Origin of the sequence: Paenibacillus alvei DSM 29 (assembly GCF_000293805.1) — a bacterium.
Lineage (GTDB): Bacteria > Bacillota > Bacilli > Paenibacillales > Paenibacillaceae > Paenibacillus_B > Paenibacillus_B alvei.
The window spans coordinates 927,109-939,476 of the sequence record NZ_AMBZ01000001.1; the positions used below are offsets into that span (position 1 = coordinate 927,109).

Sequence of the window (12,368 nt, forward strand, 5' to 3'; positions counted from 1 at the left end):
TTATTTACCGGCATTCATGTACAAGCCCCGGCTATCCAGGACTGTAACGCCGTAGTCGAAGTAGATACGGAATTCCATACCGAGACGGTCGAAAGCAACATGTGATTCGAGAGTAGGTTCTTCTTTACCTTGTAAGTAAGTAACCTCAATCGTATCTGCAGCCATTGGATCTGTGGCTAAGTACCACGCTGTTGTACTATATTCATCCAACTCAGCATCAACAATAAGTTGTGTAGCGTTACGGAACACGTTAACTATGCCGCTATTGTTGCTCTCCAAGCCCGCCGGAGAAGCGATAAATTTACTTGCAGCCGTTTCTAATGTAGCTGGGATTAGCATGAACTTAGGCTGAAGGTTAAGAGTAGATAAGCCTCTGATCGCTTTTTGTCGACGCATTGCCGTGCGTGCTTCATCCATAGTTGCCTCATTCGGTACCCCGAGGATGCTAGCAATATTCTTATGATCCGCATGAAACAAATTCTTACCGTCTGAAATAACCGGATTCGCTGCTAGCATCTTATATACAAGTCGGTTTAAACCGCGTTTGGCCGCTGCAACATACGCCCGTGGCACGCGGTTGAGCATGGATAAGTCGTCATTGATGAAAGCTTCACGAGTAAAACCCCAGCGTTTTGAATATGTCAGCACGCTCTTTGTAACCTTCTCGTCCTTCATCGGATCATCAAACGGGATTACTCCATTTTGCGGTGTCTTCTCCAGTTCTCCCGCCTCTGAAATGCGATAGTGCTCGGCTGCCTTAAAATCCGGGTTGCTCCCTCTACTTGTCCATTGTTGGAAAGTCGTAGGCACTTCCTGGTAAGCGTTTGACAATGTTTTCGTTACTGCGTTTGAAACAATGCCTTGGAACGTACTGTCAGGAGACATATTGTTTCCGTCGCGTTTAAGTGCAGTACGCATTAGTTGCTCAGCATCCATACGGTGCGCGTTTGTTACTCCCTCCCGCTGCAAGCAGTCGATGGCGATATCGCGAAGACTCATTCCCCGGAACTCATGTGCTCCTGGTGCCGGACTCGCAACATGAACCCCGGAACGCATCAACAAGCCATCGGAAGCAGCTGCGCGGATCTTGTCTGTTTCTTCTGCAGTTACCTGAATTGTACCCAATGCAGGTGTATGCGGTTGTCTCGTACTGCGCATCTGCTCAAGAATAGCATCCTTTACGGAAGCAACTGTTGATTTATTCCGGATATACTCAGCAGGATCAACGGAGAATTCCCGACATAAGTCCATAATCTCCAATGTACGAGCAAGCTCCGCATCAGTTGCTGCTCTAGCTGCTTCTCCATTAGGTTCTGTTGCTGTTCCAGTCGTTGCGCCTGGCACTCCTCCTGCATCTGGTGCGTGTACAAGCCCCTGAGCTGCAAGGGCAATATGCTTCAATCCTGGCATATGTTTGTCATCTCCTTCATTTATTTGTGGCGCTGGCATCGGCTCAGCGCTTCTACCAACCCCAACCGTTGGATCGGCCGGGGTAGGCTCGATACTAATTTCAAATGGCTGCCACTTCAGAGCCACATATGCCGGTCCTTGATGGCGTCCATTTGCGGACACGCTGCCTGCTTTCACTTCCTCCCAATTGGTTACGCTGTAACCAACAGAAACGCCCTTGATTACGCCTTTAACGACTTTTCGGAATACCTTGTCGGAATCCTCATCATCGTCAAAGCGCACAAGGGCGCGGGCTTTTCTGGTGCTTGCATCCACCCATGACTTTTCTACCGTTCCGATAGGCATTCGTCCATATTTGGCATCGCGACCGTGGGAAAAGAGTAGAACGCCAACATCCTGCAACCGTGATAAATCAACAGCTCCATTGTCATGGCTCAATATTTCATTTCCAAACCATCTGCGGTACGGCTCCTCTGAGCTGAACGACAGTTCGACGGTGCGTTCCTCTTCGTTGATCGTCGATCCGTCGATGCTCCAGGCGCGCGTCAGCTCGCCTGTTTTCGGCCCGCTTCTATGCAGCACCGCCGGAATTGCTATGTTGGTCACCTTTTACACCTCCCATAAGTTTTTGTTCGAGCAGCCGTTCGGCAACGCGCTGCTCGATGACTTCGCGCCAGTCTTCCCCGTTTTCTGCGCAGATGCGGGCTAATGTGGTCTGACTGGTCTCAAGTGCTACCTTGTTGGCTGCGACTTCCCGCGTCGGGTCAATCCAGGCGGAGCCCGATGGGATCCATGCATGTTTGGCAAGCGCCGTGATGTCCGCCTTTGGCGGTACCGGCAGCGCTCCAACAAGAATCTGTGACCCTACAAACTCGTAAAAAATCGGCGTTAGAACCCGGTTCACCAAAGATCGAATATAGCGCTTGTACGTCTTCCGATCCTCTACGACACCTTGCCGGGCACTGGAGTATGTCACATTGCCCAGGTCCCTGCTGATTGCTTCATAGCTCAGCCCTACGCTGGCCCCGATCAGGCGCAGCATGGTCATGACGTGCTGCGCGGTATTCGAGGACTGTCCGGACGGTATGACCGTCTGAACCTCGTCCCCCGGGTTGAGCTCGCCAATCATGCCAGGCTCAAGCGACATGCCATCATATCGCCCCTCAACTGGCTTGATCATATTGTTCAGACGGCCAGCCGGTCCCGCTGGAAGAGCCTTCTTTATGAAGACACTGAGACAAGCCAGTACTCGTTCCTTGATATTCACCGCTTCAAGAAATTCATTTACGTCTTTAACCCGGTTGAGTGATGTCGCCAATTCGGATATTTCCCGGACTTGACGCGGATCTGACTTGTGGTGCCAAAAAATCACGTCTTCTGCCGGAATTCGGACGAATTCACCTTGCACCTGCAATGTTCCCTTGTATTTTTTAAAATAATAGGCAACATGCTTGCCGTGTGCGTTGATCTCCACGCCGTCGATAACCTCGTTCCCCTTTGTCGGCTCGATATTGGTTACGGATAACGTTGTGTCAAGCTCATCCACGGTCCGCAGTTGAATCTTAAACGGGAACCTTTTGTCGTCGGTGAAGGCCTTGTAAATAAAAATCCCGCCGTCAACAATACGGCGGGTTAATATCGTTTCCAGCATCTCCGTAAAGTCTTGAGCAGCTGTGACATCGCAGTTTTCTGCTTTTGTCCAATCCTTCCAAAGCTCTGTAATCTTTTCGGCTGTGTCACCTTCTGCTTTCGACTGCAGAGCAAGGCCCTCTCCGATGACGCCGCGCTGAAAAGCAGCAAGAATGGCCTTGCCGATGTCGCCGTTTCGTTCCATGTCCTGGGCACGGGCCCGGATCAGTTCGCGCTCCATCCTAACGCGCTGCTCATTCCAGCCAGATTGCGGATTCCAGTTGAGCGAGAGGCGGTCAACGCTGCCTGAGTCAAACACGGACATGCCCCGCCGCCAGGCTGCACGCTTGTATGCCCAGCGCGGGGACACGGCGGCAATCATCTTATCCAGTTTGTTCATTTCGTTTGTCACCTCCTCCAGAAGACGGCAGCCGTGAAGATGCCGTCATTATCTATGATCGCGAGCTGCCTTTCGAGCCGGTCCCGCTCCGCAAGAAGTGTCGACAAATCTGCCCGGCGCAAACGCCTATTGTCGATGGTGTACTCCTGACCACCGAACATAACAGCATCAATCGCTTCGTTTATCTTTTTCAAACGTTCTCTGAGCTGTTCCTTTTGCTGGTCATCCATCAGATTCCTCCTTTCACCCAACTACTTCTATGGACAACCGGTCCCGGCCGTATGGGTTTTACCGCAAGATTCGGTTTAGCAACTGGTGGTGCAGGCAGTGCCGCTCGTTTTAGATACCGAATACCCAAGTGATCAGCAGCAAAGGCGGCATAAACCTCACAATCGAGATAGTGGTTATCAGCAGATGTAGTTTTTTTGCGCCATACTTCTATCGTTTTATTGCCTACTTTCTCTTTAACCTTATGTTCGGCAGTTACCTGCGAAGTATAATCCTCGTCGCATCCGTCATAGACTAACCACGCTCCAGGTTTGTCTACTTCTCGATTTATACGATTTGCAATGAAATCCTTGTAGTATGAGGTATCAAGGATAAACAAACTAATACCAAAAAGACCGCGTTCTATGCGGTCTAATGTTGTAAGGGTGTATTTCGTTTTCAGTTCTCCTGATGCACCTTTAACTGCCACAGCCCACTCGCTGTTCATGCTGCAAAACGTGTAAGTATCGTCAGCGTTATAGCCTGAATCAATAGCGCATAACGCTACAAAGTGTTCAATGCTATCTGGTGTATAGTACGGCAAGTTCATAACCTCTTCGATAAAGTCCCAGGTCTCGCAAAAGCCATGACGAACGTTCCAACTTGTCATCCCCTCGCCCCAGGCACGGATCGTGTAATAGAATCTATCTTTCTGGACGTCGACGCCTCCTGTAAGAAGTAACGCATCTGGAGGAACAACACCATCTACATAATCACTTGATCGCTGTGCCAACTCAGAACTATTCATCTTGACTGTCGTTTGTTCCCAAGGCTCAGCCAACCAGCTATTAATAAAGTTCATGAGCAAGTCTGGATCGTTTTTCGATGTTACAAACTCATAGGCAACATCACCAAAACGAAGCCACGGACTATAAATGGCATTAATCCGGAACGATGTCTTACTAGCGAGGCGGTGCTTACCGTCTTCATCTTTCCATTCACCTGCTCGGAGCATTCCGGGCTTGTGCATGTCGCGGATGATTCCAAGGCATTTTTCACATTCATAATAAGCGGTCATTCTGATTTCGTCTGGCGATAGCGTTGAATCGTAGACGATTCCGCCGCCTGTTTTACGCCGTTTAAAGACGAAAGTCTGATAATGTCCACAGTGTGGACAAGGTACAAAGTATTGAAGTTTTACTGAACACCCTTCATGAGCGGACCATATCGGCCCTGAACGTACCGTAGGCGTCGAAGTCTGGACTATCTTACGATTGAATGTGAAAGTCCTAGTACGCTCCCGTGCTAACGCTCTTGGATCTGCTTCTTTTCCCGCATTTTTAGGAAACTTGTCTACCTCGTCCATAAAAAGATACCGGATAGGTCGGGAAGCAAGGGATGCCGGACTGTTGGCACCTGATAATACTACATACATGCCGTCAAGTTGGATCTCAAGCAGTTTACTTTCGTCTGGCCGATGTTTATCAGCAGTTGCCGGACTAAGTTGTATCATAGGTGTGATCCGGTTTTTGCTGGTATACTCGGCAAGCTCCAATGTCGGGTAAACAATTAGTGCTGGATCCGGATCCTGAGCTATTATATACCCCAGCATGTTATTCAACGATTCCGTACCGCCAACCTGCGTGGGCTTGACGAATACGATCTCTTCAACGCGATAATCATTCATCGCGTCCATGATTCCACGTAAATATGGAGTACGATCCGCATTCCATTGACCTGGCTCAGAATTCTTCGAATCCAAGATACGAAACTTGTCTGCCCACTCAGAAACGGTAAGCTTTTCAGGCGGCCGTAGAATTGCTGCAGCCTCTACAATCCACGGCGCAACCTCTTCAATCTGTTGCTTCTTTTTTCGCGTCATAGACGCCCCTCACTGACATTTGCAAGAGCACACCATGCACAACGTCCGCAATGTTTTGTTCAATTTGCCTAGCTTGCTCTGGCGAGACATAGGGAGCGATCTCAGTAGCGACTTTACGGCTAAAACCCGTTAGGCTGCGTCGCAGTATTACAAAGAATCGCTGCAAGTCGCCTATGGCCTCATCGCGACGTATGTACTCGCCGCGCTCAACCTCATTCCTCAATGTAGCTGCCTCGGCTTGTTCTTTCTTCAAAAGCGCTTCATACCGGAGCTTCATTTGTGCAAGTGACTCTTCGCCGTCTTCCGAATCTGCACCCTTTTTTCAGCCATGAATTCAATTACAGCTGTTAGTTCGAACCAACCAGTTTGCACCCGCTCCAATCCTTGTTTTACATAGTTGTTTAGCGTGTTCCGGTGGATACCGAGCACCGTCTGAACGCCCTTTGAGGAAATACATACTTTTCCATCTATACCTTTGAATAACTTCTCGATATCCAACGCAAAACACCTCCTAACATGCACATGCACAATGATTTTTAAATTTCATACTCGGCCGGATTTCGGGGTCGCGAGCACCCGCATAGCCCCCACCCCCCTGGAAAGAACCTACCGCCCGTATAAACTCTGCTGTCATCCTTTCATCCCTAGCCATTCTTTCGGTGATGTCTCTAGCGCCCCTTTGTACATATCGAAAGAGTTCTTTACCTTCGCTTCCCTAATGAACTTAGGTTGTGGACTGTCTCTCAGTAGCTGTTCTCTAAGCTGAAGGTGCTCGATGTTCATCATCGAAACATAAGCAAGTAGTGCAAACTTTAATTCATCGTACTCCGGTTTCCCGCCATGCTTGACCAGCTCAACAATGTCTCCTAACTTCCTCAATGCATCACCTCCGCTCCACGGTTCTTGACCTCTTCTTTAAGAGTTGCAACCATCTCATTCACTTGGCGTTTGAGCTTATCCCTACGTTTTACATGGCCGTTTATAATGGCCTTCTGAATCTGCATTATCTTTTTTCGAATGTTCGCATTTGTAAACGTGTTGTGATAATGCTCGGAACAGTTAGGACAAGTGAAATACACCTCTTCTACGTCATCGTAAAGTACACGGGTCTGAATATCGATATCAAATTCATGCTTGCATTTGTTACATGTGTTATTCACGACTTTCACCCCTCGCTTTATCCAAATGGTATTCAACCATTTTCAAATGCTTATGTGCTGACTTGGCGGCTTCTTCCGCTGTCGGTAGCAGATTGTTTAATTCCTCGACGTTTTTCTGGATGCGTTTAAATAGGTCATCAACACTAATACCTGACATGATATCAACTCCATTTTTCTATACAAAAATATAAGAACAGCTAGCTACTACATTTTGGATTGCCGTTATAGTTCAACAGTTGATTCAAGTACAATACACGTCTCAACAAATCTATCCGTTCCTTTGGGTTTGCACCTGATTCACGTAGTTGTGGCAGCGCGACTTTCAATATGTGATCTCGTTCCTGCGCTATTCTCTTAGCCCCTTCTGGTGTGAGCCAACTCTTATATCTTCGATCCACGTCCAACCCTCCTTATTAATAGATAATTCGTTTTGCATGTTGATCAGGGGCGCAATAATCTTCTGGTTCTCTTACGGCCATCCGATCACGATGAAGTGCGTCCAAAGCATCTTTTATAAACGCTTCTGACACTGTATAGAGAGAAGACGGACGGAATCCAGATTCAATAAGCTGCTCAACTCTTTCCTTGGTTGTTATTTCTCCATTCACAGCTACATACGAACCTGGTTTCAAATCTTTGAGTTCAACGGTTCCCATTGTCGTTCACCCTTTCTGTACAAAATAAAAAGTCGTCGAATAATCAACGACTCATCTCATCACTTCCGCTTTCTCCCCTGTTTCTTGCTCCCAGCGCTTAATGATTGTCAGACAATTCTCTGGTTCCACTTCCATCATGTAACATACACGTTCCGTTTGCTCCGAAGCTATAAGTGTTGTTCCCGAACCACCAAAAAGATCGACAACCATATCGCCTTTGTCGCTCGAATTTTCGATTGCGTCAATCACCATTTGCAGCGGCTTTTCTGCGTTGTGCAATTTCTCGGATAGCTTCCGAATGACCTTATTGTAAAACCACACATTCCCCCGCCCGTTTACCCGACGAGCGCCGCTCTTTTTGTCTTTCATGGCGATTTTATTGATATCTGGTTCCCGATGAAAGAACATCACAAATTCGTGACAATGCGTGTAATGCGATCCTAGCCCGCCACCTCGCGTTTTCACCCATACAATTAGGTTTTTCAAAGGCAAGAAGAGCACATCTGCACTTTTTCGCCATGCCGGATAACTCCGGTAATCGCAACATACATAGATATGCGCAAAGTCTTTCGTGATCGACTTTATCCCACCTAACACCGCACGCATAAATGGTTCGACCATTTTCGTATCTACAATTCCGTTGATCATTCCGTTGCTGCTGCCAAAAGCGGCATATGGCGGATCGGTAAAACACATATCGGCTTGCTGCCCGTCCATCAATTTCGCGACATCCTGAGCAAGGGTGCTGTCTCCACACATTAATCGATGTCGCCCCAATTTAAAAATGCTTCCATGTTTAATTTCCATTTAATCACCCTGTCTAGTCTTGATGTTAACTATGGGCATTGATCGACGAGCACATTCATAAAGTCGCCTATCGCCACCATCCCTTAATGATATGAATAAAAATGCCGCCCCCGAAGGAGCGGCTATATTGAGGATGAGAGATAACATAATTGGATTGCAGTCACTATTTTAAATTATTTCACACTACCATACTAACATCTTATGAATCGTTAAACAGTGGCAATTTAGTCGCACGACTGCCAAACACCGTCAACCCCAAAAAACAGCGCCGTTAATGCATTTGTGGCTGCTTTCAAATCCCTAAAGACTGTACTCCTGTCGCAGGAGTGGCATTCTGCTATTTGATCAGCCGTCTTTTTCTCCTCTGCGATGTACATCTGGTACACAGTTTCATAACGTCTCATATCTTCTGCTCGTCCAGTTGATTCACATAATACTTTATAAACCTTCAACATTTCATCGACGAATTTTACGATTGCTATAGTCCGTTCCTTCGAACGCTTGATTGATTCAATGGACTGATCTTGATCCAACATATCTGCCTGTTCCAGCATATCAATTTCGCTCAACTCGGTTTTAAGATTAGTAGCGTGAACTGCGAAACGACGATAGTTTTTCAGCAGCAGCCTTGTGTTGCGCAAACGTCTATCTCGTTGATTCTTCCGTTGTTTGTCTTGCTCCTTCTGCACAGTCTCTACAGCAACACGTGCGGCGATTTCTGCAACCTCTGCATGGTTCACACTGATTCCTCCTCGTCATCTTCATCATCTGGAATCATGACATTACATTCTTTACAGTCGTAGATCCCTTGGTTCCAATGTTCCATTTCATCACCACAGAATGGACATATCATGACTGCTCCCCCCCCTTCCAGGTATTCGAATAAGTCCATTTGTCCATCTGCTGGGATATAGTTCTCAGCATCACAGACATACCCGCGAAGCAACCATGCTGTATTAACCTCGCGTGAGTCCTCTACCTTGTCCTTTATGGGCTGGCCTGCTACCCGCTTCCGCCCGTTGTAACGGTTGTCCCAATTGCTCGCCGCCTTCTCCGTCCAAACCCAGTGAGTTCGTGCAATCGCTTTGCTCATATCTCAACTTCCCCATACAATTCCTTGAACGTCGATCTAGTCCAGAAATGAATGTATGCAGCATCCGTAAATGCTTCGGATTTACTTGTGTATTCCAAAATTTGATGAAGCAAGTTTTTTAACTTCTGTTCCCGCTCTTCTAGTTCTTCGTTCCTTGCAATTGTAGAAAAGTATTGCTCCTTTAAATCATCGTACAGTTCCCGCTTCTTCTGACATTCTCTTTTCCAATTCGGTTGATACCCTCTGGAGAAAAGTTTATGCCAACTTACCTTCATGACTGTTCCCCTCCTAAGCCTAGAGTGTCGAAAATACGATAAATGGCTCACCGTTAAAATATGTTTCTATGATTTCTCGAAGAGTAATTCGTTTTGATGAATCTTCACTTTCATAAACCTTGACATCTTGCGGCACAATCTCGATTTCCCAATCCGGGTATAATCCGCCATCGCTTATACCCGTTAGTTCCAAGTACCAAGCTTTCGCTTCCTCAAGTGAATACGCTGCTACTGCATCACATTCACACAGTTGATATACATGTACATCTTTCAATCCTTTTTCATCGGCAATATCTAATTGTCCGTGCCGCATCTGATCCCCTCCTGTATGCGTTGTCGGACGCTTGCTGCACGTCTCCAAATTGTTGCAAGTTCGGCAGGACAATGCGGCTCCCATGTACAAACACCGTCGTTATACCACTTCTCCAACTCAAGCAATGCATCGTGAGCATCTTGGAGTTGTGATTGGAGCAATTCAACCCTTGCGGAACTTCGCGCATGCAACGCGACCTCGTCGGTAAGCTGCTCAACCAAAATCTGTTTGGATGTTTCTATGGAGTTGCCCTTTCAGCCGTTCTACTTCTTCCCGAAGCTTTCCATTGTCCTCTCTATGCTTCCATAGTGCCTTGCACACTGCGTCATATGCATCCTGTGTGGGGTGCTGCTTGAAAGCTTCTGTTAGCCGCTCACTCATTCCCGCTTCCCCCTAACCGCTGACGCTTGATGGTCTTGATCTGCATCAAATACAAGTCAAAGTTCTCTTCTATCTGGCTCCGTGCTATCTCTACGGCCTTCTTGTAGCGGTCATGGCGAGCAATAGCCATTCCGGTAAGTACATCTGTAACGACATAGTGGGTGTACGGATGTGCCTGACGATATATAAAGAAATGGAATCCCTTGTGCTGGAATACTCTCTCTCCGATTACGATGTGAGATCGTCCGCCTCGGATAGTGATGCTGAACTGTTCCGGCCTTTTAAACTTCCTAACGGGCTGCTCTTTGACCTTACAGCGTCGCAATTTCTTGGGACCATATACGCGGCGTTTCTGTTCCAATCTCATCTTGTTGACTTTATCGAATACGTCCATATCAATCCCGGTCATTCCACCAAATCTATCCTTGATCCCATTGGCGAATCGTTTTAGTTCTTTCGAGAGGCTCAGTTCTTCTTGCATTTCCAAGTGATCGTACCACCACGACCTGAATACCAAATTGTACTCTCGATTAAAGAATGCTGTGAGTTCAGCCCGTACCTTGTCTATATAAAAATCCGGTATTGCAGAACCTGTCCGCAATCCGTTTGCCACCCGCTTGAAATACTTCTTTTGCAGCCGTCTTTTCATATCCCGCTTCCTCCTTGGAGGGCACGAAGCCCTCATTCTATTCCGTTACTGGACGATCAGCGATGAAGAAGTTCCCCCACTCGTTACGCTCTGGAATCATTTTGGCGAAGTCTTCATATTCACCAGTTGCCAGCCTCACAACAAGCTTTTGGCCGCATTTGTGACATGTAACCTCTGAATCGTCAGAATGGATATATACATTTCTTTTGTCCTGGCATTCTGGATTCTTGCAGTAGTACCGGCAGCGGTAATGTGGTACGCCGTCCTTATACTTAATGCCTGTCGTCCACCACTCGGATTTTTCCTTGGCAGTTTCCGTAGCTGCAGCAAGTTTCTCACCAACCTGCACCGATAAATTTCGTTCTGAGTTGATGAGAGGCGGTTTTATAACTTCTTTCAGTGCTATCGGGGAAAGAGATGCAACGAGTTTGGCCGATGCTTCATTCATGTTTGTAACTATATCTTTCAGTGGAATGATCCTTTCACGATCAGATGTCTCAGACTTGACGGGAGAAACTTTCACAGTCGCGCTCACATTTGATACATTTGACTTCACTTCATCTATCCCAAATGCCTTGAAAAACCCATTTATCAGAGCTGCTTTGTTTTCATTGCTGAGCTTATCCAACTCCAAAACGCCATTCATCTCACCGTTATTCATAGTCAACTTAATCCAATTCATTTGAATACACTCTCCCTTTTATAGATTCAAAACGAGCTGGCCAACTTGTGCTGCAGCAACGGGATTGATCCAAAGCACTTCTTCCCTACTAGCTCCGTTTTCCGCCTTCGCTTTCTTCGTTTCCCGCTTCCAATGATTCAATCTATCGTCATATATTTCATGGGCATATCCGGACAGCAATACGGGTCCAGGATGCTTATCTAATTCGTCCAGCAGTTCTATATGGTCGCTTTCCGTCATCTCGAAGCGATAGCTCGAAGTTGTTCTCGTTGCCATGATGTAAGGTGGATCGGCATATATAAGGACATTCGGCCGCCGATAGCGTGGAAGCAACTTCAATGTTGATTGATTTTCTATCTGTACACCTATTAGACGTTCCGCCACCACTGCGATCTTTTCCGGGAATTGAATCCACTCTTTGCCTGGTAAAGGTCCATTCGCTTCTATCATGCTGCGCCATCCTGTGCGGTGTGATGTTTTTCCGCCGCGACCCTGCCAGAGCCTCACTAGCAGCCTGCGCGCTCTTTCAAGTTCATCCTCTATTGCTTCATAGCTGTGATAGTATTCCTCGCGGCTATGTGGAGTCCATTGAACCACATATGCCAGCTCGTCCGGTCTTTCGCGGATTACTCGAAACAAGTTCACTATTTCCCCATCTATGTCATTTACCGTTTCCAGCCGGCTGCGTTCCTTCGAGAACAGAACCGCACCCGATCCAAAGAACGGCTCTAAATACGTCTCATGCTCCGGCATGTTTGATATGATCCAGTCCGCCATGCTCCACTTCGATCCCGGATAGTGCAATATTCTTGGTATGCTCATGC

General features: G+C 47.2%; 20 protein-coding genes. All 20 read right to left on the minus strand.

Translation table 11 applies throughout. The annotated features are described in order from the left end of the window. Complete coding sequence (locus PAV_RS04275) at window positions 1-2,016, minus strand: prohead protease/major capsid protein fusion protein (RefSeq protein WP_005543819.1); 2,016 nt, start codon at window positions 2,014-2,016, stop codon at window positions 1-3. Beyond that, window positions 1,982-3,439, minus strand: a complete 1,458-nt coding sequence (locus tag PAV_RS04280) for a phage portal protein (protein ID WP_005543821.1) — start codon at window positions 3,437-3,439, stop codon at window positions 1,982-1,984. Before PAV_RS04280 ends, PAV_RS04275 begins: the two co-directional genes overlap by 35 nt. Window positions 3,440-3,447: 8 nt before the next feature. Then, window positions 3,448-3,669, minus strand: coding sequence for a hypothetical protein (locus PAV_RS04285; protein WP_005543824.1), 222 nt, complete (start codon window positions 3,667-3,669; stop codon window positions 3,448-3,450). Next, window positions 3,669-5,528: a phage terminase large subunit family protein gene (locus PAV_RS04290; protein WP_005543825.1), complete on the minus strand. Its 1,860-nt coding sequence runs from the start codon at window positions 5,526-5,528 to the stop codon at window positions 3,669-3,671. The genes PAV_RS04285 and PAV_RS04290 overlap by 1 nt, the downstream gene beginning before the upstream one ends. After that, window positions 5,500-5,805, minus strand: a complete 306-nt coding sequence (locus PAV_RS04295; protein ID WP_005543826.1) for a hypothetical protein — start codon at window positions 5,803-5,805, stop codon at window positions 5,500-5,502. Before PAV_RS04295 ends, PAV_RS04290 begins: the two co-directional genes overlap by 29 nt. Then, entirely contained in the window at window positions 5,802-6,026 is a 225-nt protein-coding gene (locus PAV_RS04300) for a hypothetical protein (RefSeq protein ID WP_005543827.1), read from the minus strand. Before PAV_RS04300 ends, PAV_RS04295 begins: the two co-directional genes overlap by 4 nt. 132 nt (window positions 6,027-6,158) lie before the next feature. Next, entirely contained in the window at window positions 6,159-6,407 is a 249-nt protein-coding gene (locus tag PAV_RS04305; RefSeq protein ID WP_005543828.1) for a hypothetical protein, read from the minus strand. After that, on the minus strand, window positions 6,404-6,688 hold the full coding sequence (locus PAV_RS04310) for a hypothetical protein (RefSeq protein ID WP_005543829.1): 285 nt from the start codon (window positions 6,686-6,688) through the stop codon (window positions 6,404-6,406). Before PAV_RS04310 ends, PAV_RS04305 begins: the two co-directional genes overlap by 4 nt. Next, window positions 6,681-6,845 carry a hypothetical protein gene (locus PAV_RS34450; protein WP_005543830.1) on the minus strand — a complete coding sequence of 55 codons (165 nt, stop codon included), beginning with the start codon at window positions 6,843-6,845 and terminating at the stop codon, window positions 6,681-6,683. The genes PAV_RS04310 and PAV_RS34450 overlap by 8 nt, the downstream gene beginning before the upstream one ends. A gap of 40 nt (window positions 6,846-6,885) precedes the next feature. Next, window positions 6,886-7,086 carry a hypothetical protein gene (locus PAV_RS04315; RefSeq protein ID WP_005543831.1) on the minus strand — a complete coding sequence of 67 codons (201 nt, stop codon included), beginning with the start codon at window positions 7,084-7,086 and terminating at the stop codon, window positions 6,886-6,888. Between the two features lie 15 nt (window positions 7,087-7,101). Next, on the minus strand, window positions 7,102-7,344 hold the full coding sequence (locus PAV_RS04320) for a hypothetical protein (protein WP_005543832.1): 243 nt from the start codon (window positions 7,342-7,344) through the stop codon (window positions 7,102-7,104). 51 nt (window positions 7,345-7,395) lie between these two features. After that, on the minus strand, window positions 7,396-8,151 hold the full coding sequence (locus tag PAV_RS04325) for a DNA-methyltransferase (RefSeq protein ID WP_005543833.1): 756 nt from the start codon (window positions 8,149-8,151) through the stop codon (window positions 7,396-7,398). Window positions 8,152-8,375: 224 nt separating this feature from the next. After that, complete coding sequence (locus PAV_RS04330) at window positions 8,376-8,891, minus strand: hypothetical protein (RefSeq protein ID WP_005543834.1); 516 nt, start codon at window positions 8,889-8,891, stop codon at window positions 8,376-8,378. After that, window positions 8,888-9,244, minus strand: a complete 357-nt coding sequence (locus PAV_RS35855; RefSeq protein WP_005543836.1) for a hypothetical protein — start codon at window positions 9,242-9,244, stop codon at window positions 8,888-8,890. The genes PAV_RS04330 and PAV_RS35855 overlap by 4 nt, the downstream gene beginning before the upstream one ends. Continuing rightward, window positions 9,241-9,519 (minus strand): hypothetical protein, encoded by a 279-nt coding sequence (locus PAV_RS04340; protein WP_005543838.1) that lies wholly within the window; start codon window positions 9,517-9,519, stop codon window positions 9,241-9,243. Before PAV_RS04340 ends, PAV_RS35855 begins: the two co-directional genes overlap by 4 nt. A gap of 19 nt (window positions 9,520-9,538) precedes the next feature. After that, the gene (locus PAV_RS04345; RefSeq protein ID WP_005543840.1) at window positions 9,539-9,832 is read right to left on the minus strand and encodes a hypothetical protein; all 294 of its coding nucleotides are present in this window, start codon (window positions 9,830-9,832) and stop codon (window positions 9,539-9,541) included. A 213-nt stretch (window positions 9,833-10,045) separates the two neighbouring features. Then, window positions 10,046-10,213: a hypothetical protein gene (locus PAV_RS34455; protein WP_005543842.1), complete on the minus strand. Its 168-nt coding sequence runs from the start codon at window positions 10,211-10,213 to the stop codon at window positions 10,046-10,048. After that, on the minus strand, window positions 10,206-10,862 hold the full coding sequence (locus tag PAV_RS04350; protein WP_005543843.1) for a hypothetical protein: 657 nt from the start codon (window positions 10,860-10,862) through the stop codon (window positions 10,206-10,208). The genes PAV_RS34455 and PAV_RS04350 overlap by 8 nt, the downstream gene beginning before the upstream one ends. A gap of 37 nt (window positions 10,863-10,899) precedes the next feature. Next, window positions 10,900-11,544, minus strand: a complete 645-nt coding sequence (locus PAV_RS04355; protein ID WP_005543844.1) for an Rcat domain-containing protein — start codon at window positions 11,542-11,544, stop codon at window positions 10,900-10,902. Between the two features lie 18 nt (window positions 11,545-11,562). Further along, a complete protein-coding gene (locus PAV_RS04360) occupies window positions 11,563-12,366 on the minus strand; it encodes a DNA adenine methylase (protein ID WP_005543845.1) in 804 nt (267 codons plus the stop codon). Window positions 12,367-12,368: the final 2 nt, after the last annotated feature.

What these genes read in the sequence shown, in the direction of transcription:
- PAV_RS04340 (WP_005543838.1), bottom strand. Translation starts at nt 9,519, where the DNA reads ATGAAGGTAAGTTGGCATAAACTTTTCTCCAGAGGGTATCAACCGAAT.
- PAV_RS04350 (WP_005543843.1), bottom strand. Translation starts at nt 10,862, where the DNA reads ATGAAAAGACGGCTGCAAAAGAAGTATTTCAAGCGGGTGGCAAACGGA.
- PAV_RS04295 (WP_005543826.1), bottom strand. Translation starts at nt 5,805, where the DNA reads ATGAAGCTCCGGTATGAAGCGCTTTTGAAGAAAGAACAAGCCGAGGCA.
- PAV_RS04280 (WP_005543821.1), bottom strand. Translation starts at nt 3,439, where the DNA reads ATGAACAAACTGGATAAGATGATTGCCGCCGTGTCCCCGCGCTGGGCA.
- PAV_RS04325 (WP_005543833.1), bottom strand. Translation starts at nt 8,151, where the DNA reads ATGGAAATTAAACATGGAAGCATTTTTAAATTGGGGCGACATCGATTA.
- PAV_RS34450 (WP_005543830.1), bottom strand. Translation starts at nt 6,845, where the DNA reads ATGTCAGGTATTAGTGTTGATGACCTATTTAAACGCATCCAGAAAAAC.
- PAV_RS04345 (WP_005543840.1), bottom strand. Translation starts at nt 9,832, where the DNA reads ATGCGGCACGGACAATTAGATATTGCCGATGAAAAAGGATTGAAAGAT.
- PAV_RS04355 (WP_005543844.1), bottom strand. Translation starts at nt 11,544, where the DNA reads ATGAATTGGATTAAGTTGACTATGAATAACGGTGAGATGAATGGCGTT.
- PAV_RS35855 (WP_005543836.1), bottom strand. Translation starts at nt 9,244, where the DNA reads ATGAGCAAAGCGATTGCACGAACTCACTGGGTTTGGACGGAGAAGGCG.
- PAV_RS04285 (WP_005543824.1), bottom strand. Translation starts at nt 3,669, where the DNA reads ATGGATGACCAGCAAAAGGAACAGCTCAGAGAACGTTTGAAAAAGATA.
- PAV_RS04320 (WP_005543832.1), bottom strand. Translation starts at nt 7,344, where the DNA reads ATGGGAACCGTTGAACTCAAAGATTTGAAACCAGGTTCGTATGTAGCT.
- PAV_RS04360 (WP_005543845.1), bottom strand. Translation starts at nt 12,366, where the DNA reads ATGAGCATACCAAGAATATTGCACTATCCGGGATCGAAGTGGAGCATG.
- PAV_RS34455 (WP_005543842.1), bottom strand. Translation starts at nt 10,213, where the DNA reads ATGAGTGAGCGGCTAACAGAAGCTTTCAAGCAGCACCCCACACAGGAT.
- PAV_RS04290 (WP_005543825.1), bottom strand. Translation starts at nt 5,528, where the DNA reads ATGACGCGAAAAAAGAAGCAACAGATTGAAGAGGTTGCGCCGTGGATT.